The sequence below is a fragment of the Pseudomonas sp. Marseille-QA0332 genome (assembly GCF_054950175.1).
In genome coordinates this window covers 3,602,907-3,626,224 of the sequence record NZ_CM143106.1, presented here as the reverse complement: position 1 = coordinate 3,626,224, position 23,318 = coordinate 3,602,907, and the positions used below count along the sequence as shown (strand labels likewise).

19 protein-coding genes are annotated in these 23,318 nt (G+C 64.2%); 13 read left to right on the top strand and 6 right to left on the bottom strand.

The window, feature by feature from the left end; genetic code table 11:
• Positions 1-9 precede the first annotated feature (9 nt).
• Complete coding sequence (gene amaB / locus ACY8GK_RS16720) at positions 10-1,500, bottom strand: L-piperidine-6-carboxylate dehydrogenase (protein WP_196175139.1); 1,491 nt, start codon at positions 1,498-1,500, stop codon at positions 10-12.
• A 128-nt stretch (positions 1,501-1,628) separates the two neighbouring features.
• On the opposite strand from amaB, the gene ACY8GK_RS16715 reads away from it, so the two are divergent.
• The 3 genes from ACY8GK_RS16715 to ACY8GK_RS16705 all read left to right on the top strand — a co-directional run bounded on the left by ACY8GK_RS16715 (position 1,629) and on the right by ACY8GK_RS16705 (position 5,697).
• The gene (locus ACY8GK_RS16715; protein WP_196175141.1) at positions 1,629-2,519 is read left to right on the top strand and encodes a LysR family transcriptional regulator; all 891 of its coding nucleotides are present in this window, start codon (positions 1,629-1,631) and stop codon (positions 2,517-2,519) included.
• Between the two features lie 250 nt (positions 2,520-2,769).
• Complete coding sequence (gene hglS / locus ACY8GK_RS16710; protein ID WP_462401664.1) at positions 2,770-4,173, top strand: 2-oxoadipate dioxygenase/decarboxylase HglS; 1,404 nt, start codon at positions 2,770-2,772, stop codon at positions 4,171-4,173.
• A 135-nt stretch (positions 4,174-4,308) separates the two neighbouring features.
• Positions 4,309-5,697: a NorM family multidrug efflux MATE transporter gene (locus tag ACY8GK_RS16705; RefSeq protein WP_196175145.1), complete on the top strand. Its 1,389-nt coding sequence runs from the start codon at positions 4,309-4,311 to the stop codon at positions 5,695-5,697.
• 36 nt (positions 5,698-5,733) lie between these two features.
• Here the strand turns inward: ACY8GK_RS16705 and ACY8GK_RS16700 are convergent, their stop codons facing one another.
• The gene (locus ACY8GK_RS16700; protein ID WP_196175147.1) at positions 5,734-7,398 is read right to left on the bottom strand and encodes a putative bifunctional diguanylate cyclase/phosphodiesterase; all 1,665 of its coding nucleotides are present in this window, start codon (positions 7,396-7,398) and stop codon (positions 5,734-5,736) included.
• 267 nt (positions 7,399-7,665) lie between these two features.
• Between ACY8GK_RS16700 and rep the strand changes: the two genes are divergently transcribed.
• On the top strand, positions 7,666-9,675 hold the full coding sequence (gene rep, locus ACY8GK_RS16695; protein ID WP_462401663.1) for a DNA helicase Rep: 2,010 nt from the start codon (positions 7,666-7,668) through the stop codon (positions 9,673-9,675).
• A 63-nt stretch (positions 9,676-9,738) separates the two neighbouring features.
• A complete protein-coding gene (locus ACY8GK_RS16690; protein ID WP_196175151.1) occupies positions 9,739-10,311 on the top strand; it encodes a xanthine phosphoribosyltransferase in 573 nt (190 codons plus the stop codon).
• A 200-nt stretch (positions 10,312-10,511) separates the two neighbouring features.
• On the opposite strand, the gene ACY8GK_RS16685 is transcribed toward ACY8GK_RS16690, so the two are convergent.
• Complete coding sequence (locus ACY8GK_RS16685; protein WP_196175153.1) at positions 10,512-11,399, bottom strand: LysR family transcriptional regulator; 888 nt, start codon at positions 11,397-11,399, stop codon at positions 10,512-10,514.
• 126 nt (positions 11,400-11,525) lie between these two features.
• On the opposite strand from ACY8GK_RS16685, the gene ACY8GK_RS16680 reads away from it, so the two are divergent.
• The 8 genes from ACY8GK_RS16680 (at position 11,526) to dctM (ending at position 20,053) form a co-directional block, all read left to right on the top strand.
• A complete protein-coding gene (locus ACY8GK_RS16680; RefSeq protein WP_196175155.1) occupies positions 11,526-12,365 on the top strand; it encodes an HTD2 family dehydratase in 840 nt (279 codons plus the stop codon).
• 21 nt (positions 12,366-12,386) lie between these two features.
• On the top strand, positions 12,387-13,550 hold the full coding sequence (locus ACY8GK_RS16675; RefSeq protein ID WP_196175158.1) for an acyl-CoA dehydrogenase family protein: 1,164 nt from the start codon (positions 12,387-12,389) through the stop codon (positions 13,548-13,550).
• A gap of 10 nt (positions 13,551-13,560) precedes the next feature.
• Positions 13,561-14,910, top strand: a complete 1,350-nt coding sequence (locus ACY8GK_RS16670) for an MmgE/PrpD family protein (protein ID WP_196175160.1) — start codon at positions 13,561-13,563, stop codon at positions 14,908-14,910.
• A 17-nt stretch (positions 14,911-14,927) separates the two neighbouring features.
• On the top strand, positions 14,928-16,127 hold the full coding sequence (locus tag ACY8GK_RS16665; RefSeq protein ID WP_196175162.1) for a CaiB/BaiF CoA transferase family protein: 1,200 nt from the start codon (positions 14,928-14,930) through the stop codon (positions 16,125-16,127).
• Positions 16,124-16,948, top strand: coding sequence for an HpcH/HpaI aldolase/citrate lyase family protein (locus ACY8GK_RS16660; protein WP_196175164.1), 825 nt, complete (start codon positions 16,124-16,126; stop codon positions 16,946-16,948). The genes ACY8GK_RS16665 and ACY8GK_RS16660 overlap by 4 nt, the downstream gene beginning before the upstream one ends.
• 120 nt (positions 16,949-17,068) lie before the next feature.
• Positions 17,069-18,067, top strand: coding sequence for a DctP family TRAP transporter solute-binding subunit (locus ACY8GK_RS16655; protein WP_196175166.1), 999 nt, complete (start codon positions 17,069-17,071; stop codon positions 18,065-18,067).
• 70 nt (positions 18,068-18,137) lie between these two features.
• Positions 18,138-18,770 carry a TRAP transporter small permease gene (locus tag ACY8GK_RS16650; protein WP_196175168.1) on the top strand — a complete coding sequence of 211 codons (633 nt, stop codon included), beginning with the start codon at positions 18,138-18,140 and terminating at the stop codon, positions 18,768-18,770.
• Positions 18,770-20,053, top strand: coding sequence for a C4-dicarboxylate TRAP transporter large permease protein DctM (dctM, locus tag ACY8GK_RS16645; protein WP_196175170.1), 1,284 nt, complete (start codon positions 18,770-18,772; stop codon positions 20,051-20,053). The genes ACY8GK_RS16650 and dctM overlap by 1 nt, the downstream gene beginning before the upstream one ends.
• A 191-nt stretch (positions 20,054-20,244) precedes the next feature.
• Here dctM and ACY8GK_RS16640 read toward each other — a convergent pair whose 3' ends face one another.
• The 3 genes from ACY8GK_RS16640 to ACY8GK_RS16630 form a co-directional block, all read right to left on the bottom strand.
• A complete protein-coding gene (locus ACY8GK_RS16640; RefSeq protein ID WP_462401662.1) occupies positions 20,245-22,113 on the bottom strand; it encodes an acetyl-CoA hydrolase/transferase C-terminal domain-containing protein in 1,869 nt (622 codons plus the stop codon).
• Positions 22,114-22,188: 75 nt separating this feature from the next.
• Positions 22,189-22,611, bottom strand: a complete 423-nt coding sequence (locus ACY8GK_RS16635; RefSeq protein WP_462401661.1) for a c-type cytochrome — start codon at positions 22,609-22,611, stop codon at positions 22,189-22,191.
• Between the two features lie 135 nt (positions 22,612-22,746).
• Positions 22,747-23,295 carry a cupin domain-containing protein gene (locus ACY8GK_RS16630; protein ID WP_196175174.1) on the bottom strand — a complete coding sequence of 183 codons (549 nt, stop codon included), beginning with the start codon at positions 23,293-23,295 and terminating at the stop codon, positions 22,747-22,749.
• Between the last annotated feature and the right edge of the window lie 23 nt (positions 23,296-23,318).

The window sequence follows — 23,318 nt, the reverse complement described above, 5'->3', positions numbered from 1 at the left end:
GGCGAGACCTCAATCGAACACGATCCCTTGTGCCAACGGCAGCTCCCGGGAGTAGTTGATGGTATTGGTCTGGCGCCGCATGTAGCCTTTCCAGGCATCCGAACCAGACTCGCGACCGCCGCCGGTTTCCTTCTCGCCACCGAAGGCACCGCCGATCTCGGCACCACTGGTGCCGATGTTGACGTTGGCGATGCCGCAGTCGCTGCCGGCGGCGCTCTGGAAGCGCTCGGCCTCGCGCAGGTCGGTGGTGAAGATGCAGGAAGACAGCCCTTGCGGTACTTCGTTGTTCAGGCGCAGCGCTTCTTCGAAATCATCGTAGGCCAGCACATAGAGGATCGGCGCGAAGGTCTCGTGACGCACCACCTCACTCTGCGCGGGCATCTCGGCGATCGCCGGCGACACGTAGTAGGCATCGGGGAACTCAGCGGCCAGTTGACGCTCACCGCCGAATACCTGGCCGCCCTCGTCGCGGGCCTGGGCCAAGGCCCCTTGCATGGCGTCGAACGACTGTTTGTCGATCAGCGGGCCAACCAGGTTGTCCTTGCGTGGGTCACCGATACGCACCTTGCCGTATGCGGCCTTGACCCGGGCCACCACCTCGTCCTTGATCGAGCGATGCACGATCAGCCGGCGCAGAGTGGTACAGCGCTGGCCGGCGGTGCCGACCGCAGAGAACAGGATACCGCGCACGGCCAAGTCCAGGTCGGCGCTGGGCGCCAGGATCATGGCATTGTTGCCACCCAGCTCGAGGATGCTGCGACCGAAGCGAGCAGCGACGCGCGGGCCGACCTCACGGCCCATGCGCGTGCTGCCAGTGGCACTGACCAGGGGCACGCGTGGGTCATCGACCAGGGCTTCGCCGGCTTCACGGCCACCGATCACCAGTTGGCTCAGGCCTTGCGGCGCATCGCCGAAGGCTTGCAAGGCTTTTTCGAACAAAGCCTGGCAGGCCAGCGCGGTCAGAGGGGTCTTTTCCGACGGCTTCCAGACCACGGCGTTGCCGCAGACCAAGGCCAGGGCGGTGTTCCACGACCACACCGCGACCGGGAAATTGAAGGCACTGATCACACCTACCACGCCCAGCGGGTGCCAGGTCTCACGCATGTGGTGGCCAGGCCGCTCGGATGCGATGGTCAGGCCATAGAGCTGGCGCGACAAGCCGACGGCGAAGTCGCAGATATCGATCATCTCCTGAACTTCGCCCAGCCCTTCCTGGGTGATCTTGCCGGCCTCGATGGACACCAGCTCACCAAGGTCGGTCTTGTGTGCGCGCAGCACTTCGCCGAACAGCCGCACCAGCTCGCCACGGCGTGGCGCCGGCACGTCGCGCCAGGCTTCGAAGGCCTGCTGGGCCTGGTCGATGCAGGCGATGGTCTCGGCCTTGCCCAACAGTTTCACCGAGGCGATCTGGCTGCCATCGATCGGCGTATGGACAGGGTGATCTCCCTGGGTATGGGCCTGGGCGTTGACGCCCAGACGCTCGAGCAATGCAGCAACCATGTGCCTCTCCTACATAGGTCAAGGGTGGAAAAATGATGTGGATCAGTATTGATCCGATCATACCGACGCAACAAACGACCTTTATTCCGCATATCATTCCGCCAGGTAATGATTTTGCTGAGATCGCCATGTCCAAACGCCTGGTTCCTTCCATGACCGCCTTGCAATGCTTCGAAGCCGCGGCGCGTCACCTGAGCTTCACCCGTGCCGCCGAGGAACTGCACCTGACCCAGAGCGCGGTCAGCAAGCAGGTCGCGCAGCTCGAGGAAATGCTCCACCATCATCTGTTCCTGCGCATCCGCCGACGCCTGCAACTGACCCCGGCCGGCAGCCTGTACCTGGACGAAGTGAACAAGATCCTCACCCAGGTGGACATGTCCAGCCGATACATCCTGACCTATGGCGAGCAGACCGAAGTGCTCAAGGTGGCCACCCAGCCAAGCTTCGGCGTGCGCTGGCTGATCCCCCGCCTCAAGGGCTTCGGCAAGCGCCACCCGAAGATCCACCTGGATATTCGCAACGAGATGGAGCCGTTCGCCCTGCTCCAGGCCACGGCCGATGTAGTGTTCTTCTTTGGCCAGGGCACCTGGCCCGGTGCGACCTGCCTGGAACTGTTCCGCGAGCAGGTCGTACCGGTCTGTTCGCCAGAACTGCTCGAAGGCCGCCAGCTGGCAGAGGCCGGTGAACTGGCCGAGCTGGTGCTGCTGCAAAGCACTTCACGCCCGCAAGCCTGGCATGAATGGTTCCTGTCCCAGGGGTTGCACAGCACCCACAGCTACCACGGCCCGCGCTTCGACACGTTCTACATGGCCTTGGGTGCCGCCCAATCCGGCTGTGGCGTGGCGTTGGTACCGCGCTACCTGGCGGCCAAGGAGCTTGCCGAAGGCAGCCTGGTGGTGCCCTGGGACCATGCCATGCCCAGCAGCGGTGCCCATTACCTGGCGTATGCCGAGCATGCCGCCGAGGTGCCCAAGGTAAGAGCGCTGGTGCAGTGGATCGAGGATCAGCTTCAAGGATAAGGCAGGGTTGTCGCAAGCAGAGCGCGCGCGCGACGCTCATGCTCGTTGGAAACAGGCTCGCAAGGCGCATCCACATTCGTGCACCGGCTTTTCCGCCTGTTTTCGCCTGGCCTGGGGGCCATCCGACGATGTTTCATGCACAGCCCTAGTTCCATCCGGGAAGGAATGACACACGAACTTTTTTTCGTTTGTGAATCAGGTGCATTCCCCGCTTTCATGTAAGGGTCCATACCCACCCAGGAATCCAGCGATGCCAGCCCATGATTTCGTCAGCCCAGACAGCATCCGCGCGCAGTTCTCTGCCGCCATGTCGCTCATGTACAAACAGGAAGTGCCGCTATATGGCACGCTGCTGGAGCTGGTGAGCGAGATCAACCGGCAGGTGCTGGAAGACCAACCCCAGGTTGCCGAAGCTCTGCGCTGGACCGGAGAAATCGAGCGTCTCGACCAGGAGCGTCATGGCGCGATCCGGGTCGGCACGGCCGCGGAGCTTGCCACCATCGCCCGGCTGTTCGCGGTCATGGGCATGCAACCGGTCGGTTACTACGACTTGAGCTCAGCTGGAGTGCCGGTGCATTCCACGGCCTTTCGGGCCGTGCACGAGCGGTCCCTGCACGTCAGCCCGTTTCGGGTCTTCACCTCGCTGCTGCGCCTGGAGCTGATCGAGGATCCGCAGTTGCGCCAGATGGCCGAGGCCATCCTGGCCAAGCGCAGCATCTTCACCAAGCGCGTGCTCGAGCTGATCGACCAGTGCGAGCGTGACGGTGGCCTGAATGCCAGCGATGCCGAAGATTTCGTCCAGCAAGCCCTGCATACCTTCCGCTGGCACCAGGACGCCACGGTCACCGCCGAGCAGTATCGCCAGTTGCATGACCAGCATCGGCTGATCGCCGACGTAGTGGCGTTCAAGGGCCCGCATATCAACCACCTGACGCCGCGCACCCTGGACATCGATGCGATCCAGTCTGGCATGCCGGCCAAGGGCATTCCCCCCAAGGCAGTGGTCGAAGGACCACCCGCCCGACGTCATCCGATCCTGCTGCGCCAGACCAGTTTCAAGGCCTTGCAGGAGAAGGTCGCCTTCCGCGAGCAGTGCGATGACGTCGGCAGCCACACCGCCCGCTTCGGCGAGATCGAGCAGCGTGGCGCCGCGCTGACGCCCAAGGGCCGGCTGCTGTACGACCGCCTGCTCGACGCCACGCGCACGACCTTGGGCGGCGCGCCTGGCCAAACCAATGCCGAACGCTACATGGCACTGCTCGAGGAGCATTTCGCCGAATTTCCCGATGACCTGGCCCAGATGCGCGAACAGGGCCTGGCCTTCTTCCGCTACTTCGCCACCGAGAAGGGGCTCGCGGCGCGCGATCAGGCGGACCGACCTGACAGTCTGCAAGCGTTGATCGATGCCGGCCATGTGCATTATGAAGCCTTGGTCTACGAGGATTTCCTGCCGGTGAGCGCCGCCGGGATCTTCCAGTCCAACCTCGGCGGCGACGCCCAGGTCGAATATGGCAGCAATGCCAACCGCGAGGCTTTCGAGGCAGCGCTAGGCATGCCTGTACAAGATGAGCTGGCGCTGTACGCCGAGACTGAACGGCGGTCGCTGCAAGCCTGCGCCAAGGCGCTGGGCCTGGAGGAACTGCAAGCGGGATAGGTGCACACGCAGCGTGCGGTCTGACGCAGCCGCTGCGGCGTCCCGGCAGCGGCTGTTTCCTGGAATCCTTTGTGCAATCCTGACCGAAGCCTCAGAATCGTCGGCCTGCCCGCATTGCCCTGAAGGATCCGCACCATGCACGTTGCACCTGCCACCGAACTCAAGGCCCTGTTGCGCCTGGCCGGCCCCCTGGTCGCGTCGCAACTGGCGCACATGCTGATGGTGCTGACCGACACCCTGATGATGGCCCGTATCAGCCCACAGGCACTGGCCGGCGGTGGTCTGGGCGCGGCGAGCTATTCCTTCGTGTCGATCTTCTGTCTGGGGGTGATCGCCGCCGTGGGGACCCTGGTCGCCATCCGCCAGGGCGCCGGGGACGTCGCTGGCGCGACCAAGCTGGCCCAGAACGGGCTCTGGCTGGCCTGGGGCCTGGCGCTGCTGGCGGGCCTGGCGCTGTGGAACCTCGAGCCGCTGCTGTTGCTGTTCGGCCAGCAGCCCGAGAACGTGGCCGCTGCCGCGCAGTTTCTCACGTTCCTGCCGCTGGCCCTGCCCGGCTACCTGAGCTTCATGGCGCTGCGCGGCTTCACCAGCGCCCTGGGGCGCTCCACACCGGTGATGGTGATCAGCCTGGTCGGCACGGTCTTCAACTACCTGTTCAACCACGCCTTGATCGAGGGCATGTTCGGCTTGCCGAAACTTGGCCTGGTGGGCATCGGCCTGGTCACCGCGATCGTCTCCATCGGCATGGCCGCGGCATTGGCGCTGTATATCCGCTGGCATCCCGCCTACGCCGCCTATCCGATCCGCAAGGGTCTGTCGCGTCCTTCCTGGAGCGCGCTGCGCGAGCTGTGGCGACTCGGCCTGCCGATCGGCGGGACCTACATGGTGGAAGTCGGCCTGTTCGCCTTCGCAGCCCTGTGCATGGGCGTGCTCGGCGGTACCGAGCTGGCCGCGCACCAGATCGCCTTGCAGATCGTCTCCACGGCCTTCATGGTGCCGACCGGCCTGTCCTATGCGGTGACCATGCGTGTGGGCTTCTACTACGGGGCAGGTCGGCTGCTCGCGGCGCGCAGTGCCGGGCGGGTCGGCATCGTCTTCGGCGCCACGCTCATGTTCGCCTTCGCCGCGCTGTTCTGGCTGCAGCCGGGCACGCTCGTGGGCTTGTTCATAGACCAGCAAGACCCGGCCTTCGCGGCGATCTTCCAGCTGGCGGTCAGCCTGCTCATGGTCGCGGCCTGGTTCGAGCTGTTCGACGGCGTGCAGACCATCGCCATGGGCTCCATACGCGGCCTGAAGGATGCCAAGATCACCTTCCTGATCGGCCTGGGCTGCTATTGGATCATCGGTGCCCCATGTGCCTGGCTGTTCACCTTCGGGCTCGGCGGCGGAGCGCTGGGGGTATGGTGGGGTCTGGCACTGGGGCTGGCCTGCGCGGCGGTCTGTCTGGTCGTGGCCTTCGAGTGGCGCATGAAGCGCCTGCTGCAGCGCGCCGAAGCCAGCGACAGGCGCTCGGCCATGAGCTGAGGCCGCGCCGGCCTTGCGTCAACTCACGCCCTTCGCTCAGGCATGTCCGCTGTCCGTGCGCTGGGTCTCGAGCAACCAGCTCACCAGATCATCCATGGGCAAGGGCCTGCTGACCAGGAAACCCTGCACCTGGTCGCAGCCGAACTCGCGCAACAGCGCGAGCTGACTGCTGCTTTCGACACCTTCGGCCACCACCTCCAGATTGAGGTTGTGCGCCAGGTTGATCATGGCCTTGACCAGCTTGCGGTTTTCCTCGCGCTGCTGCATGCCGGCGACGAAACTGCGGTCGACCTTCAACAAGGCGATCGGCAGGCTGTTGAGATGGATGAAGGAAGAAAAGCCGGTGCCAAAGTCATCCAGCGAAAAACGCACCCCCAACCGGCCCAAGGCGTCCATGGCCTGCTGCACGGTATCGTTGCGGCGCATCACCGCCGTTTCGGTCAGCTCGAACTCCAGCCAGTGGGCATCGACACCATGCTCGGCGATGAGCCGACCCAGAGTGGCCAGTAGCTGGCTGTCGTGGAACTGCCTGAAGCTCAGGTTGATCGCCATGTGCAAAGGCGCCAGCCCGTATTCGCGCAAGCGCTGCATGTCGCGTAGCGCACGCGCGATCACCCAGTAGCCCATCGGCACGATCAGGCCACTCTGCTCGGCCAGCGGCACGAACTCGCTCGGTGCCAGCAGGCCACGCTCCCCGTGTCGCCAGCGCACCAGCGCCTCGAGACCGACCACACAGCCGCTTTGCAGGCTCAACCTGGGCTGGTAGTGCAGTTCCAGTTCGTCACGCCGCAAGGCCCGGCGCAATTCGCCTTCCAGGTCGGCCAGGCTGCGCGCGTTGCGGTTGATGCGCTCGTTGAAGACGTGGAAGGTACAGCCTTCGACCCTCTTGGCCTGGCGCATGGCGATATGCGCATGCCACATCAGCGGGTCGGCGCCTTCCTCGGCACGAGCATGGGCAATGCCAAGGCTGCAACCGAGCAACAGGCTTTCGCCATCGACGCAAAATGGCTCGGTCAGCGCCTCCACCACACGCTCGGCGACGCGCTCGGCGCGAGTACCATCGCGGCACGTATCGATCAACAGGGCGAACTCGTCGCTGCCCAGGCGCGCGACCTGATCGCCCGCCTCCAGCTGATCCTTCAGGCGCCTGGCCACTTGCAGGATCAGACGGTCCCCCCCCTGGTGGCCAAGGGCGTCATTGACCCGACGAAAGTTGTCCAGGTCGAGGTGGCCAAGCGCTACGCCGCGCCCGTGATGCTCGGCAAGCCGTGCCGCCAGCAGCGCCTGGAAGCCTTGGCGGTTGGCCACGCCGGTCAGCGGATCCTGCTCGGCGAGTTGCTGCAAGGTCGCCTCGAGCCTGCCGCGTTCACGCACATGCCGCAGCGAGCGACGCAGGCTGTCGACACTCAATTGATCGAAGACCAGCCAGTCGCTGACACCTGGAGGCGATACCTGCGGCTCCTGCTCCAGCAGCAGCACCATGGGCAAGCCGCAAGCGCCGGCAGGTGGCTGGCAGGCCGGCGTCGCCAGCACGATGACCAGCCGATCCCCTGCGAACAGGCGGTCGACCGCCTCCCAGGCTGGCGCGGTCAGCAGGACTGCCTGCCCGCCCAACGCCGGCAGCGTTTCACGCAAGGCGACAGCCCAATGCGGCTCGTCGGCCAGCAAGACCAGACGCAGCGGTTCGACAGGCTTAGACAAGCAGGCTCCTTACGACGTAACTACAGTCACAATGACATTACGCAGCGAATGAGCGATATCCTACCGCAGGGCTGGTAACGATTTTCACTTTTAAACAGTGCATATCACCACGCGGGCGCGACGCGTTCTGTCGCGCATCCTGCGCGAAACCGGCGCGCTGGGCAAATCCGCGAGCAGGCCTGGCGTTCGCTGTCAGACGGTCGTCCAACAACGGTCTGATGCCTGCTAGAATACGCGGCCATTTTTTCGCTCCCCCTGGTTCGTGCAATGTCCCGACTCAATCCCCGGCAACAGGAAGCCGTGAGTTACGTCGGCGGCCCTCTATTGGTGCTCGCTGGCGCAGGCTCCGGCAAGACCAGCGTGATCACCCGCAAGATCGCCCACCTGATCCAGAACTGCGGGATCCGCGCCCAGTACATCGTCGCCATGACCTTCACCAACAAGGCTGCGCGGGAAATGAAAGAGCGCGTCGGGACCTTGCTGCGGCCCGGCGAAGGTCGTGGCCTGACCGTATGCACCTTCCACAACCTGGGGCTGAACATCATCCGCAGGGAGCATGCGCGGCTGGGCTACAAGCCGGGCTTCTCGATCTTCGACGAGACCGATATCAAGGCACTGCTCAGCGATATCATGCAGAAGGAGTACTCGGGCGACGACGGCATCGACGAGATCAAGAACATGATCGGTGCCTGGAAGAACGACCTGGTCCTGCCGGCCGAAGCGCTGGAAAAGGCTCGCAATCCCCGCGAGCAGACCGCCGCGATCGTCTACGCCCATTACCAGCGCACGCTCAAGGCGTTCAACGCCGTGGATTTCGACGACCTGATCCTGCTCCCGGTCAAGCTGTTCGAAGAGCATCCCGACGTGCTGGAGAAGTGGCAGAACCGCGTCCGCTATCTGCTGGTCGACGAATACCAGGACACCAACGCCAGCCAGTACCTGCTGGTCAAGATGCTGATCGGCAAGCGCAACCAGTTCACCGTGGTGGGCGACGATGACCAGTCGATCTATGCCTGGCGCGGCGCGCGTCCGGAAAACCTCATGTTGCTCAAGGACGACTACCCCTCCCTCAAGGTGGTGATGCTGGAGCAGAACTACCGCTCCACCAGTCGTATCCTGCGCTGCGCCAACGTGCTGATCGCCAACAACCCGCATGCCTTCGAAAAGCAGCTGTGGAGCGAAATGGGGCATGGCGACGAGATCCGCGTGATCCGATGCAAGAACGAGGAAGCCGAGGCCGAACGGGTGGCCATGGAAATCCTCACCTTGCACCTGCGCACCAATCGCCCCTATCGCGACTTCGCCATCCTCTATCGGGGCAACTACCAGGCCAAGCTGATCGAGCTGAAGCTGCAGCACCATCAGGTGCCGTACCGCCTATCCGGCGGCAACAGTTTCTTCTCCCGCCAGGAGGTCAAGGACCTGATGGCCTACCTGCGCCTGCTGGTCAACCCGGACGACGACAACGCCTACCTGCGCGTGATCAACGTACCGCGTCGCGAAATCGGTTCGACGACCCTGGAAAAGCTCGGCAACTATGCCAGCCAGCGGGACATCTCGATGTATGCCGCCAGCGAGGAGCTTGGCCTTGGCGAGCACCTGGACAGCCGCTATACCGAACGCCTGCAACGCTTCAAGCACTGGCTCGACGGGGTGCGCCAGCGCGTGGCCCAGGACGATCCGATCGGCGCGTTGCGCGAGATGATCCGCGACATCGACTACGAGAACTGGATACGTCAGAACACCGCCAGCGACAAGGCGGCGGAGTTTCGCATCAGCAATATCTGGTTCCTGGTCGAAGCGTTGAAGAACACCTTGGAAAAGGACGAGGACGGCGAAATGACCATCGAGGATGCCATCGGCAAGCTGGTCTTGCGCGACATGCTCGAGCGTCAGCAGGAAGAGGAAGAAAACGCCGAGGGTGTGCAGATGATGACCCTGCATGCCTCCAAGGGCCTGGAATTTCCCTATGTCTTCATCATGGGCATGGAGGAGGAAATCCTCCCGCACCGCTCCAGCATCGAGGCCGATACCATCGAGGAGGAGCGGCGCCTGGCCTATGTCGGCATCACTCGCGCCCGCCAGACCCTGGCCTTCACCTTCGCCGCCAAGCGCAAGCAGTATGGCGAGGTCATCGATTGCACGCCGAGCCGCTTCCTCGACGAGCTGCCCGCGGACGACCTGTCCTGGGAAGGGCTCGACGATGCGCCGGTGGAAGTCAAGGCCGCCCGCGGCAACAATGCTCTGGCCGATATTCGCGCCATGCTCAAACGCTAGAACATCAACCTTCGCCATGGCCTGTCGCCATGGCCCTGTCTGCTACATCGAGGAATGACCACAGTGGAAGCACTGCACCAGAAGATTCGCGAAGAAGGCATCGTGCTTTCCGACCAGGTTCTCAAAGTCGATGCGTTTCTCAACCACCAGATCGATCCAGCGCTGATGCAGCTGATCGGCGATGAATTCGCTCGCCTGTTCGCCGATGCCGGCGTGACCAAGATCGTCACCATCGAAGCCTCGGGCATCGCTCCGGCGGTGATGACCGGACTCAAGCTCGGCGTGCCGGTGATCTTCGCGCGCAAGCACCAGTCGCTGACCCTGACCGAGAACCTGCTGACCGCCTCGGTGTACTCCTTCACCAAGCAGACCGAGAACACCGTGGCCATTTCGCCGCGTCACCTCGATGCCAGCGATCGCGTGCTGGTGATCGACGACTTCCTGGCCAATGGCAAGGCTTCCCAGGCGCTGATCTCGATCATCAAGCAGGCCGGCGCCACCGTGGCGGGCCTGGGCATCGTGATCGAGAAGTCTTTCCAGGGCGGCCGCGCCGAGCTGGATGGCCAGGGCTATCGTGTCGAGTCGCTGGCGCGGGTCAAGTCGCTGGCCGGTGGCGTGGTGACCTTCGTGGAGTGAGGCGCGCGGCCGTGGGAGCGGCCGCGTGCCGCGATGGCCCGCAACGCACCCCCGGTAATTCGCGAGCAGCACGGATCTGCCCTTGCGTAGGGCGCGGCGGCCCCAGGATCTCACAAACGACACGAATATCGTCGCAAGCCTGTTCAAGACGCTGTCGCTCGTCAGATCCCGAGGCCGCTCCCAGCCCTGCCCAGCCAGCCTCAGGCCACGGGCATCAGCGTCGCGATCAACGCACGCACCGTCCCCGGCAGCGCATCCAGCTCGCGTACCAGTATGCTGCGCTCACGCACCGCCCATGGCTCGTCCAGCGCGATGGTCACCAGGTCCATGGTCTGGCTGTGCCGCAGCGCCGCCGATTCGGGAATGACGCCGATCCCCACCCCGGCCTCCACCAGGCGGCAAATCGCCTCGAAACTGGACAGCTGGATGCGCAGCGACAGGTTCAGGCCCATGCGCTCCACATGGTCGCGCAAAAAGCTCAGCAAGGTGCTCCCGTCATGCAGGCCGATATGCTGGAAATCCAGGGTCTGCTTCAGGGAAACCGTCTTGCGCGAGGCCAGCTCATGCCCCGCCGGCACGATCAGTACCAGACGGTCGGTGCTGAAGTGCATCACCTGCAATCCGCTGGCTTCCACCGGCCCGGCGATGATGCCCATGTCGCTGCTGCCATCGAGCACGCCGCGCACGATATCCCGCGACAGGCGCTCCTGCAGGTCGACCGTCACCCCTGGGCGCTTGGCCATGAATCCGGCCAGCACTTCGGGAAGGAACTCGGTCACGGCGGTGGTGTTGGCAAAGATACGGATATGCCCAGCCGAGTCGGTGCCGAACTGAGTGAATTCGGCTTTCAGGTAATCGACCTGACGCATGATCAGGCGCGCGTGCATCAGCAGCTTTTCTCCCGCCGGGGTCAGCTCCACGCCGCGGCTGTCGCGGTATAGCAGGCGTGTATCGAGCTGGGATTCCAGTGCCTTGATTCGCGCGCTGGCCGCGGCTGGCGAGAGGAACGCCCGGCGGGCGCCCTGGGTCAGGCTCGGCGATTCGCCGATGTGTATGAAAAGCCGCAGGTCAGCCAGGTCGAAATGCATGGAACGCTCCGGTCACGACGTTGGCGTTCAGCATACATGAACGCCGTCTTATAGAAATGCAAATTCACAGAATGCGCGACGCCTCGCATGATCGATGCATAACAACAAATGCAGAGGTCCATGGTCATGACTGCTTCCCACCCACCCATCGACTACGGCGCCTGGATCGGCCGCACCCAGGAAACCGTCGATGAGCTCAGCCGCAACCTGATCAAACGCATTGCCGCCACCTTCGGTGAAACCGCCCCTGCCGTTGGCCAACCGTTGCCCCCACTGTGGATGTGGTGCTTCTTCCAGGAGCCGGTGGCTGAATCGCAACTAGGTGGCGACGGCCATCCAACCCGCGGTGGCTTCCTGCCGCCGGCCGACAAGCGCAACCGCATGTGGGCCGGTGGCCGGGTGGAATTCATCGCCCCGCTCAAGATCGGCGCCGAGGCCCACCGCCTGTCGACCATCACGCACATCGAGCAAAAGCATGGCCGCACCGGTGCGCTGCTGTTTGTCACCGTGCGCCACGACTACTCGCAACACGGCCAGCTGTGCGTGCGTGAAGAGCAGGACATCGTCTACCGCGAGCCCAACCCGCCCAAGCTGAACAGCGCTACGGCCGAGGCACCGGCCGACTGGAGCGAAGCTGTCGCACCGACCCCGACCCTGCTGTTTCGCTACTCCGCCGTCACCTTCAACGGCCACCGCATCCACTACGACTTCCCCTACGTCACCGCGACCGAAGGTTATGCCGGCCTGGTAGTGCACGGTCCGCTGATCGCCACCTTGAACCTGCGTGCGTTCATCCGCGCCAACCCTGGCAAGCAGGTACGCCACTTCGCCTACCGCGGCGTGCGTCCGCTGACCGTACCGACACCGTTCGAAGTGGCCGGTCGCATCAGCGCACCCGGCCAGGCCAACCTCTGGGCTGGCAATACCGAAGGTGTGGCACAGACCGCCGAAGTGCTTTTCGACTGAGACCTGACAGGGACCATTTGCATGCATACGTACGACAGCGATGACCTCAATGCCATCCGCGAAGGCGTGCGCGCCTTGTGCGCCGAGTTCGATGCCAGCTACTGGCGCAGGATCGATGAACAGAAGGGCTTCCCGCAGGCCTTCGTCAAAGCCATGACCGACGCCGGCTGGCTGTCGGCGATGATCCCGGAAGAATATGGCGGCTCGGGCCTGGGCCTGGCCGAGGCTTCGGTGATTCTCGAGCAAGTGAATGCCTGCGGCGGCAACTCCGGCACCGTGCATGGGCAGATGTACAACATGTTCACCCTGCTGCGCCATGGCAGCGAGGCACAGAAGCGTCACTACCTGCCCAAACTCGCCAGCGGCGAGCTGCGCCTGCAGTCGATGGGCGTGACCGAGCCCACCACCGGCACCGACACCACCAAGATCAAGACCACCGCCGTGCGCCAGGGCGACAAGTACGTGATCAACGGCCAGAAGGTCTGGATCTCGCGCATCCAGCACTCCGACCTGATGATCCTGCTGGCACGTACCACGCCCTTGGCGCAGGTGAAGAAAAAGTCCGAAGGCATGTCGATCTTCCTGGTCGACCTGCGCCAGGCCATCGGCAATGGCCTGACCGTGCAGCCGATCGCCAACATGGTCAACCACGAGACCAACGAGCTGTTCTTCGACAACCTCGAACTGCCGGCCAGCAGCCTGATCGGCGAGGAAGGCAAAGGCTTCAGGTACATCCTCGACGGGCTCAATGCCGAGCGCACGCTGATCGCCGCCGAGTGCATCGGCGATGGTCGCTGGTTCGTCGAAAAGGCCAGCGCCTATGCCCGCGATCGCGTGGTGTTCGGCCGCCCGATCGGGCAGAACCAGGGTGTGCAGTTCCCCATCGCCGAAGCCCATATCGAAATCGAGGCGGCCGACCTGATGCGCTGGCGCGCCTGCGCCGAATACGACAGCGGGCGCAACGCCGGAGCCAGCGCCAACATGGCCAAGTACCTGGCTGCCAAGGCTTCGTGGGAGGCCGCCAATGCCTGCCTGCAGACCTACGGCGGCTTCGGTTTCGCCTGTGAATACGACGTCGAGCGCAAATTCCGCGAAACCCGTCTGTACCAAGTGGCGCCGATCTCCACCAACCTGATCCTGTCGTACGTGGCCGAGCACCTGCTCGAGCTGCCACGCAGCTTCTGAGGAGCCGAGCATGCAGCATACCCAAGCCCTGGTGGGCTTTCTCGCCGACCTGCAGTACTCACGGATCCCCGACCACGTGTTGAGCCGCGCCGAGGACTTGTTCCTCGACTGGCTCGGCTCGGCCCTGGCCGGCCAGGGCGCGCACCCGATTCCGTTGTTCGAGCGCTATGCCGAACGCATGGGCCCGGCGCAAGGCAGCGCACGCGTGCTGACCAGCGGGCGCAGCTCATCGCCCTACTTCGCCGCGCTGGTCAACGGTGCCGCCTCGCACCTGGTCGAGCAGGACGACCTGCACAACAGCTCGGTGCTGCACCCGGCCACGGTAGTGTTCCCGGCCGTGCTGGCGGCGGCCCAGGACCTCGGCAAGTCCGGCCAGGACCTGCTGCTCGCTGCCGTCGCCGGCTACGAAGCGGGTATTCGCATCGGCGAATTCCTCGGTCGCTCGCACTACCGCATCTTCCACACCACTGCCACCGTCGGCACCCTGGCCGCAGCCGTGGGCGTGGGCAAATTGCTAGGCCTGGACAAGGCACAGTTCACCAACCTGCTCGGCAACGCCGGCACCCAGGCAGCCGGGCTCTGGGAATTCCTGCGCGATGCCGCCGACTCCAAGCAGCTGCACACCGCCAAGGCTGCCGCCGACGGCCTGCTTGCCGCCTACCTGACCGCCGATGGCCTGACCGGTGCGCGCAACATTCTCGAAGGCGACCAGGGCTTGGCCGCTGGCATGTCCAGTGACGCCGACCCGGCGCGCCTGAGTGACCGGTTGGGCACGCGCTGGGCGCTGGTGGAAACTTCTTTCAAGTTCCACGCTTCGTGCCGCCACACCCACCCCGCCGCCGATGCCTTGCTCCAACTGATGCACCGTGAAGGCCTCAGGCATGAGCAGATCGCCAAGGTGGTCGCCCGCGTGCACCAGGCCGCCATCGATGTGCTCGGTCGGGTCACCACCCCGACCACCGTGCATCAGGCCAAGTTCTCCATGGGCACCGTGCTCGGCCTGATCGCCGTGCATGCAAGCGCGCAGCTGATCGAGTTCCGTGACCTGGCCTTGACCGACCCACGGGTGGCGAGCGTGCGGGCAAAGGTGCACATGCAGTTGGACCCTGAAGTGGACGCCGCCTATCCGGCACGCTGGCTGGGCCGCGTCGAGGTCACCAGCACCGACGGCCGAACCTTCAGCGCCGCCATCGACGAGCCGAAGGGCGACCCCGGCAACAGCCTCTCGCGTCCCGAGCTGGAGGCCAAGTTCCAGCGCCTGCTGGCCTATTCCGGCGCGCGCAGCCCGGCCCAGGGCCGGGCCTTGATCGAGCAGGTCTGGCAGTTGCGCGACGCGCGCTCGCTGGCCGCCTTGTACTGACAGCAACAGGTGACCACATGACCCAAACAGCCCCCCGCCCGCTGGACGGTATCACCGTAATCAGCCTGGAACATGCTATCGCCGCGCCCTTCTGCACTCGCCAACTGGCCGACCTGGGTGCCCGAGTCATCAAGGTCGAGCGCCCCGGCAGCGGTGATTTCGCCCGCGGCTACGACCAGCGTGTCGAAGGCCTGGCTTCGCATTTCGTGTGGACCAATCGTTCCAAGGAAAGCCTTACCCTCGACCTCAAGCAAGAGGCTGCCGACGACATCCTCGACGCTCTGCTGGCCAAGGCCGACGTATTCGTGCAGAACCTTGCCCCCGGTGCCGCCGCGCGCATGGGCCTGTCGTTCGAAGCCCTGCACCAGCGGTTTCCGCGCCTGATCGTCTGTGACATTTCTGGCTACGGCGAAGGCGGACCTTATGAAAGAAAGAAAGCCTATGACCTGCTGATCCAGAGCGAGGGCGGCTTTCTGTCGGTGACTGGCGGCCCGGGTGAGGAGGAAATGGCCAAGGCCGGCTGTTCGATCGCCGATATCGCCGCTGGCATGTATGCCTACACCGGCGTGCTGTCGGCCCTGCTGCTGCGCGACAAGACCGGCGTCGGTAGCCGCATCGATGTGTCGATGCTGGAAAGCCTGGTGGAATGGATGGGCTACCCGATGTACTACGCCTACGACGGCGCGCCGCCGCCACCGCGCGCCGGGGCCTCGCACTCCACCATCTATCCATACGGGCCGTTCCCTACCGGCGGTGGCGGTACCCTCATGCTTGGCCTGCAGAACGAACGGGAGTGGGCGCTGTTCTGTCAGAAGGTGCTGCTCGACCCGGCACTGGCTGGCGATGAGCGCTTCAATGCCAACTTCAAACGCTCGGAAAACCGCGACGTGCTGCGCCAGATCATCATTGAACGCTTCGCCAGTCTGTCGCTCGACGAGGTGATGGCGCGCCTGGAAGAGGCCCAGATCGCCAACGCCCGGGTCAACGACATGCACGGAGTCTGGCAACACCCGCAACTGCGGGCTCGTGACAGCTGGCGTGAAGTGGACAGCCCGGCCGGCAAGTTGCCGTCATTGCTGCCTCCGGGGCGCAATGGCGCGTTCGTGCCACGCATGGACCCGGTGCCGGCGCTGGGGCAACACACCCAGAGCATTCTGGGTGAACTGGGGTTCACCGCCGAGCAGCGGGCGGACCTTGCCGCGGGAGGCGTGGTATGAACGTCGTGCGCTCCGCGCTGTTCGTGCCAGGCAGCCGGCCCGAACGCTTTGCCAAGGCACTGGCGGCAGGCGCCGATGTGGTCATCGTGGACTTCGAGGATGCTGTCGAGGAGCCCCTGAAGCAGCAGGCGCGGGACAACCTGGGCGTGTTCCTGCAGGCCAACCCGCAGGCCTCGGTCTGGGTGCGAGTCAATGCACCGCAGCATCGGCAGCATGCTGCCGACCTGGCCTTCTGCGCAAAGCTCCCGGGGGTCGCCGGCTTGCTGCTGCCCAAGGTCGAGAACGCCACCGAGGTGGCGGCCGCCTGGCACGGCGGCAAGCCCGTATGGCCGATCATCGAGAGCGCCAAGGGCTTGCTGGCGCTGGCGCAGATCGCAGCGGCCGAGGGCGTCGAGCGGCTCTCGTTCGGCAGCCTGGACCTGGCCCTGGATCTGGACTTGAATATCGAAAGCGAGGCTGCCCGGTATTTTCTCGACCAGGCCCGCATGCTGGTGCAGCTGCACTCGCGAGGGGCGAGCCTGTTGCCGCCGCTGGATGGGGTGTTCCCGAGCATCGACGATGCCGAAGGGCTGCGACAGGCGATGCGACATGCCTATGACATGGGTTATGGCGGAGCGTTGTGCATTCATCCCAAACAAGTGCCGGTGATCCATGCGGCCCTTGCGCCTGCTCCCGAAGAGCTGGCATGGGCCCAGCGCGTGCTGGCTGCGAGCGAAGCGGCCAGTGGCGCTGGGGCGTTCAAGCTCGATGGGCAGATGATCGATGCGCCCGTGTTGCTGCGGGCACAGCGGTTGCTGGCTCGACAGGCCGGTCGAGGCTGAGCGGGACGGCGTTCGGCGATCCCGAACGCCGCCTTACACAAATGCTAATTCTCCATACGCAGTCCCTTGGTTCATCTTTACGCTCAATCCTCCTACAACAATAAATCAGAGGTGACATCGATGTTGAAGCTGACCCAGGCGCTGTTCTGCGCCGCCGCCGTGTCCATGGCCAGCCTGGCCCAGGCCGCCGATCCGATCATCATCAAGTTCGCCCACGTGGTGGCCGACAGCACGCCCAAGGGCCAGGGCGCGCTCATGTTCCAGAAACTGGTCGCCGCCGACCCGCAGCTCAAGGACAAGGTAAAGGTCGAGGTCTACCCCAACTCTTCGCTGTTCGGCGACGGCAAGGAAATGGAAGCGTTGTTGCTGGGTGACGTGCAGATGCTGGCGCCGTCGCTTGCCAAGTTCGAGCACTACAACAAGCAGGTACAGATCTTCGACCTGCCCTTCCTGTTCGACGACCTGGCCGCCGTCGACCGTTTCCAGCAAGGCCCACAAGGCAAGGCGCTGCTGACCTCGATGGAAGACAAGGGTATCCGTGGCCTGGCTTACTGGCACAACGGCCTCAAGCAGCTGTCGGCCAACAAGAAAGTGATCCTGCCCAAGGATGCCCGTGGCCTGAAGTTCCGTGTGCAGGCTTCCAGCGTGCTTGAGGAGCAGTTCAAGGCGATCCGCGCCAACCCGCGCAAGATGAGCTTCGCCGAGGTCTACCAGGGCCTTCAGACTGGCACCGTCAACGGTACCGAGAATACCTGGTCGAACTACGAGAGCCAGAAGGTCAACGAGGTGCAACCGTTCTTCACCGAGACCAACCATGGCCTGATCGACTACATGGTGATCACCAATGCCAAGTTCTGGAACAGCCTGCCCGAGGATGTGCGCGGCGAGCTGCAAACGATCATGGACCAGGTCACCGTCGAGGTGAACAAGCAGGCCGAGGCGCTCAACCAGACCTCCAAGCAGAAAATCATCGACGCCAAGACCAGCCAGATCGACTCGCTGACCGCCGAGCAGCGCGAGCAATGGCGCGAATCGATGCGCCCGGTCTGGGAGAAGTTCTCCGAGCAGATCGGCGCCGACCTGATCAAGGCTGCCAACGACGCCAACAAGGCGTCCTGATCCTGGCCGCGCCCTGTCCCGGCCACCCGCTGCATGGGTGGCCCGCCCTCGCTCTTCGTGGAGAACCCTCATGCAATCGCTCAGGCGTATCTGGGAGCACTTCGAGGAAGGCATGATCGCCTTTCTTCTGGCGGCCATGACCTTGGTGACCTTCATCTACGTGGCATTGAACAACCTCTACAGCATGTTCTACACGCTCAGCGATCGCTGGGCCTTCGCCAGCGACCTGTTGCTGGGCATCGGTGATCACTTGATGGGCTACGCCCAGGACATGACCTGGAGCATCGCCCTGACCAAGGCGCTGTTCGGCTGGCTGATCTTCTTCGGGATTGCCTACGGTGTACGCACCGCCGGCCACCTTGGCGTCGATGTGCTGGTGCGGCGCACCCGCAAGCCGGTGCAGCGGGTACTGGCCCTGCTCGCCTGCGCCTGCTGCCTGGCCTATGCCGGGCTGTTCCTGGTGGCGAGCATCAGGTGGGTAAGCGCGGTGCTGGCGGCCGGCATCGGTGCCGAGGACCTCGACCGCTACGGCATCAAGATCGGCCATATCGCGCTGATCGTGCCGTTCGGCTTCGCCTTGGTGATCGTCCGCTACCTGGAGATCCTCTACCGCCTGTTCACCCATCGCCAGTACGGCCTGGGCCTGGCCGACGAGGCCGCCGAGGCCAGCAAGCTGGCCCACCCTGGTGAGGAGCGCCACTGATGACGGTCATCTGCCTGTTCCTGCTGCTGTTCGTGTTCATGTTCCTCGGCGTGCCGATCGCCGTTTCCCTTGGCCTGTCGGGGGCGCTGTCGATCCTGATGTTCAGCCAGGATTCGCTCAGCTCGCTGGCGATCAAGCTGTTCGAAACGTCCGATAGCTACACGTTCCTGGCCATCCCGTTCTTCCTGTTGTCGGGGGCGTTCATGACCACCGGAGGCGTGGCCCAGCGGCTGATCGACTTCGCCAACGCCTGCGTCGGGCATATCCGTGGTGGCCTGGCGATTGCCGCAGTGCTGGCGTGCATGCTGTTCGCCGCCCTGTCGGGCTCGTCGCCGGCCACCGTGGCGGCCGTGGGCTCGATTGCCGTGGCCGGCATGGTGCGCTCCGGCTACCCGCGCGAGTTCGGCGCCGGAATCATCTGCAACGCCGGTACCCTAGGCATCCTGATCCCGCCCTCGATCGTCATGGTGGTGTACTCGGCCGCCACCGAAACCTCGGTCGGCAAACTGTTCATGGCCGGCGTGGTGCCAGGCATCCTGCTGGGCGTGTTCCTGATGGTGACGATCTACATCGTGGCACGCATCAAGAAACTGCCGGCCCAGCCACGGGCCAGCCTTGCCCAATGGCTGAGTACCGCCCGGCGCGCGTTCTGGGGCCTGTTGCTGCTGGTGATCATTCTGGGCGGCATCTACAGCGGCATGTTCACGCCCACCGAAGCGGCCGCGGTGGCAGCCGTGTACTCGGCGTTCATCGCGCTGTTCGTATACAAGGACATGAGTTTCAGGGATTGCCCGAAGGTGCTGCTGGAGTCGGGCCGGCTGACCATCATGCTGCTGTTCATCATCGCCAACGCCATGCTCTTCGCCCATGTGCTGACCACCGAGCAGATTCCCCAGCAGATCACCCAGTGGGTGATGTCCGAGGGGCTGACACCGCTCGGTTTCCTGATCATGGTCAACGTGGTGCTGCTGATAGCGGGCAGCTTCATGGAGCCTTCGGCGATCATCCTGATCCTTGCGCCGATCTTCTTCCCGATCGCCATGAAGCTGGGCATCGACCCGATTCACCTAGGTATCGTCATGGTGGTAAACATGGAGATCGGCCTGGTGCATCCGCCGGTGGGGCTGAACCTGTTCGTCACCTCGGCGGTAACCGGACTGACCCTTGGGCAGACCATCCGCGCGGCGCTGCCATGGCTGTCGATTCTGCTGCTGTTCCTGGTGCTGGTGACCTATGTGCCGTTCATCTCGCTGGCGCTGCCGGAGTGGTTGGGCATGCCGTAGGCAGGGAGTCGGCGAGCGCAGCCGGTACAGTCGCACGGCTGATGCCAGTGGATGGCCGCCGTGCCGGGACGGGCCATGCAGCTGGAGACGAGGGTCCCGGGCGGCTGCGCAGCCCATCGCTGCAGCAGAACCGCTGCCACGGCAGTGGCTGGAAACAGGCCCCGGACGGCCCCTCGCCTGGCCGCATGACCTCACGAGCTGGCTGTCGCGGCCAGGCCAGCCAGCAACAGGCGCTGGTAGAACTGCTCTTTCAGCCCCTGCGGTTGTTCCAGCCCCATGCGCAGCAGATGCCCGGCAAAGGTGCGCGGCGCAGGCGCATCCAGTGTCGCCTTGCCCAACGCCAGCATCTCGCTCAGCTTCAGCTTGCGCTTGAGCCAATCCAGAGCGCGCAACAGATCGCGTTCCTCCAGGGTGAAGTCGCTACCCAGCGGATACTCGGGAAACAGCCGCGGATGGCGCCTGGCGATCACCTCCAGGCGCTCGGGCGTGTTCTGGGCGAATCGCGCCGGCAATTCGAAGCCGCTCGGCAACTTGCCCGCTGCCTTGGCCTGTTCCATAAGATCCGGCTGGAACCGCGAATCGCTGATCGCCAGCAAGCGAGCAATCACTTCGCTATCGCTCTGGCCGCGCAGGTCGGCGATACCGTATTCGGTGATGACGATGTCCCGCAGGTGTCGCGGGATGGTGCAGTGGCCATAGCTCCAGGTCAGGTTCGACGAGACCTCGCCTTGCGACTCGCGCCAGCTGCGCAGCAGTAGGATCGATCGGGCATCGGCCAGGGCGTGAGCCTGGGCGACGAAGTTGTACTGTCCGCCTACGCCGCTCAGTACGTGTCCATCCTCGAGCTGGTCGGCCACGGCGGCGCCAAGCAAGGTCATGCCGAACGCCGTGTTGATGAACCGAGCCTGGCGCCGCTGGCGACGCTTGAGCGTTTCTTGACCATAAAGTTCGTTGACGAAACTGATCGCCGTCATGCTGAAACGCGCGCGATCGTGCAACGGCATGTCCCGCAGTTGCTGATAGAACGCCTGGGGTCCGAGGAAGAAACCACCATGCAGCACCGTCCCGCTTGCATCTACCGGCCGCCGCACCACGCCAGCGCGTGCCAGGGCCAGCAAACCGTTGACGAACATCTCGCTGCAGCCATAGAGCCCCTCGGCGAAGGGCTGCATGCCGCCTTGCCGGTCGATCAGTCCCTGCCAGGGCGCGACCTGCAGTTCCTCGACCAGGCCACGATAGCCTGGGCTGTCGGCATGACGGGCCAACAGCGCGGCAGTGAGCGCATCGCCCATCGCGCCGATGCCGATCTGCAAGGTCCCGCCATCGCGCACCAGCAAGCTGGCATGCAGGCCGATGAAATGATCCTGAGTCGAAACCGGCATGTTGGGCGTGGAGAACAGCCGCCGAGTTTCGCTCTGCTCGATCAGCAGGTCGAAGGCACCCTCGTCGATTTCGGCAGGTCCGGGCATGTAGGGAAGTTCGGCATGCACCTGTCCCAGCACCAGCACGCGCTGACCCTCGGCCCGGCGCTTTTCGACCATTGGCAGCAGGTCTAGGGTGATGTCCGGGTTGCAGGCCAGGCTGAACCGGCCGGGTCGCTCAGGCGAGCTGGCCAGCAGTTGCGCCACCAGATTCAGGCCCTTGGCATCGATGTCGCGTGCCGCATGGCTGTAGTTGCTGCTGACATAGTCCTGCTGCGCCATGCTGCTGCCTAGCAGACTGCCTGGCTGCATGAAGAACTGCTCGACGCGAACATTGGGCGGCAGGCTGTCGTTGCGCAGGTCGGCAAGGTAGTCGAGTTCTTCGTAGTCGGCGAACACGCGCTCGACGAAGGGCTCGAGAAACCGCCGCTGCAGGCCTTCGCCCAGAGGCGGACGACCGAGCGTGAGTGCCGTGTAGAGCGTCAGGCGCCGCTCAGGCAGCCCGCGCACCCGCTTGTACAAGGCATTGACGAAGGCATTGGGCTTGCCCAGGCCCAGCGGCAAGCCCATGTGGATATGCGCCGGCAGGCGCGCCAGGACCTGGTCTACGGCTTGCTCGATGGAACAACGATGCGGCATCTGGGCCTCCCGGCATCCATGCGTCCTGGCGTTGGACCGGAGTCGGCACGGGTTTGCTCCATGCGCAGCGCAGGGTTACAGGCCGGACATCTGCTTGATGGCGCTCTTGAGTTCTTCGTCCGAACAATCGCCACAGGTGCCTTTGGCTGGCATCGCATTGATGCCGGTGATGGCTTTGGCGAGGATGCCGTCCAAGCCGCCCTGATGGTCGGCGCGCTCTTTCCAGGCGGCGGTATCGCCGATCTTCGGCGCGTTCAGCAGGCCGCTGCCATGGCAGGTCACGCAGTGCCTGGCGACGATTTCATCCGCTGAGCGAGCGGCGCCGCCGGCAGCGCTGGCAGTCGCGGCAACGCCCTTGCAGGCCTGGCCCTGGACGCATACCTGGCCAACCGGCTCAAGGCGCCTGGCGATATCCTCGTCGAGCGCTGCATGTGCGCTGCAGACCCATGAGGCAAGCATCGCTGCCAAAAGGCCCAAGCTGTTCCTGGTGTGGTTCACGCGTACATCCTCGATAGGCTGATCATGCCGCGGCCACGCTATCCGCGGAACGCGGAAAGTATAGCCGGATCGCCCAGACGGCGGAACAACCACACGGTTCAAAAGGGTATGGCGCGACAATAGGCCGCGCGCCGTTCAGAAGTTGGCTGGCGTGGCTGCGCTGATCAGCCGCGCAGGCTCGTCGAAAGGATTGCGAAACCGGTGTGGGCGGGTGCTTTCGAAGTAATAGCTGTCGCCTGCCTCGAGGATGAAGCTTTCCTGACCGACCACCAGCTCCAGCCGCCCTTCGAGCAGGATCCCGGTTTCCTCGCCGTCATGGCTGAGCATTTCTTCGCCGGTATCCGCGCCTGGCGGATAGACCTCGTTGAGAAAGGCGATCGAGCGGCTCGGATGGGCCTTGCCGACCAGCTTCATGGTCACTGCGCCATCGGAGATGTCGAGCAGCTCGTGCGCCTTATAGACGATCTGCGCGGGGCTTGGCGTCTCCAGTTCCGCGGAAAAGAAATCGACCATGGACATGGGGATGCCACCGAGCACCTTGCGCAGCGAACTGATCGATGGGCTGACGCTGTTCTTCTCGATCATCGAGATGGTGCTGTTGGTCACCCCTGCGCGCTTGGCCAGTTCGCGCTGGGACAGGCCCTTGAGCTTGCGGATGGCTTGTAGTCGTTCACCGACGTCCAAAGCTTGAGCCTCCTGTAGGGAAC

Excerpts from the sequence above, each read along its gene's own strand:
- amaB (WP_196175139.1), bottom strand. The coding sequence starts at position 1,500 with ATGGTTGCTGCATTGCTCGAGCGTCTGGGCGTCAACGCCCAGGCCCAT.
- ACY8GK_RS16715 (WP_196175141.1), top strand. The coding sequence starts at position 1,629 with ATGTCCAAACGCCTGGTTCCTTCCATGACCGCCTTGCAATGCTTCGAA.
- hglS (WP_462401664.1), top strand. The coding sequence starts at position 2,770 with ATGCCAGCCCATGATTTCGTCAGCCCAGACAGCATCCGCGCGCAGTTC.
- ACY8GK_RS16705 (WP_196175145.1), top strand. The coding sequence starts at position 4,309 with ATGCACGTTGCACCTGCCACCGAACTCAAGGCCCTGTTGCGCCTGGCC.
- rep (WP_462401663.1), top strand. The coding sequence starts at position 7,666 with ATGTCCCGACTCAATCCCCGGCAACAGGAAGCCGTGAGTTACGTCGGC.
- ACY8GK_RS16685 (WP_196175153.1), bottom strand. The coding sequence starts at position 11,399 with ATGCATTTCGACCTGGCTGACCTGCGGCTTTTCATACACATCGGCGAA.
- ACY8GK_RS16680 (WP_196175155.1), top strand. The coding sequence starts at position 11,526 with ATGACTGCTTCCCACCCACCCATCGACTACGGCGCCTGGATCGGCCGC.
- ACY8GK_RS16675 (WP_196175158.1), top strand. The coding sequence starts at position 12,387 with ATGCATACGTACGACAGCGATGACCTCAATGCCATCCGCGAAGGCGTG.
- ACY8GK_RS16670 (WP_196175160.1), top strand. The coding sequence starts at position 13,561 with ATGCAGCATACCCAAGCCCTGGTGGGCTTTCTCGCCGACCTGCAGTAC.
- ACY8GK_RS16665 (WP_196175162.1), top strand. The coding sequence starts at position 14,928 with ATGACCCAAACAGCCCCCCGCCCGCTGGACGGTATCACCGTAATCAGC.
- ACY8GK_RS16660 (WP_196175164.1), top strand. The coding sequence starts at position 16,124 with ATGAACGTCGTGCGCTCCGCGCTGTTCGTGCCAGGCAGCCGGCCCGAA.
- ACY8GK_RS16655 (WP_196175166.1), top strand. The coding sequence starts at position 17,069 with ATGTTGAAGCTGACCCAGGCGCTGTTCTGCGCCGCCGCCGTGTCCATG.
- ACY8GK_RS16650 (WP_196175168.1), top strand. The coding sequence starts at position 18,138 with ATGCAATCGCTCAGGCGTATCTGGGAGCACTTCGAGGAAGGCATGATC.
- dctM (WP_196175170.1), top strand. The coding sequence starts at position 18,770 with ATGACGGTCATCTGCCTGTTCCTGCTGCTGTTCGTGTTCATGTTCCTC.
- ACY8GK_RS16640 (WP_462401662.1), bottom strand. The coding sequence starts at position 22,113 with ATGCCGCATCGTTGTTCCATCGAGCAAGCCGTAGACCAGGTCCTGGCG.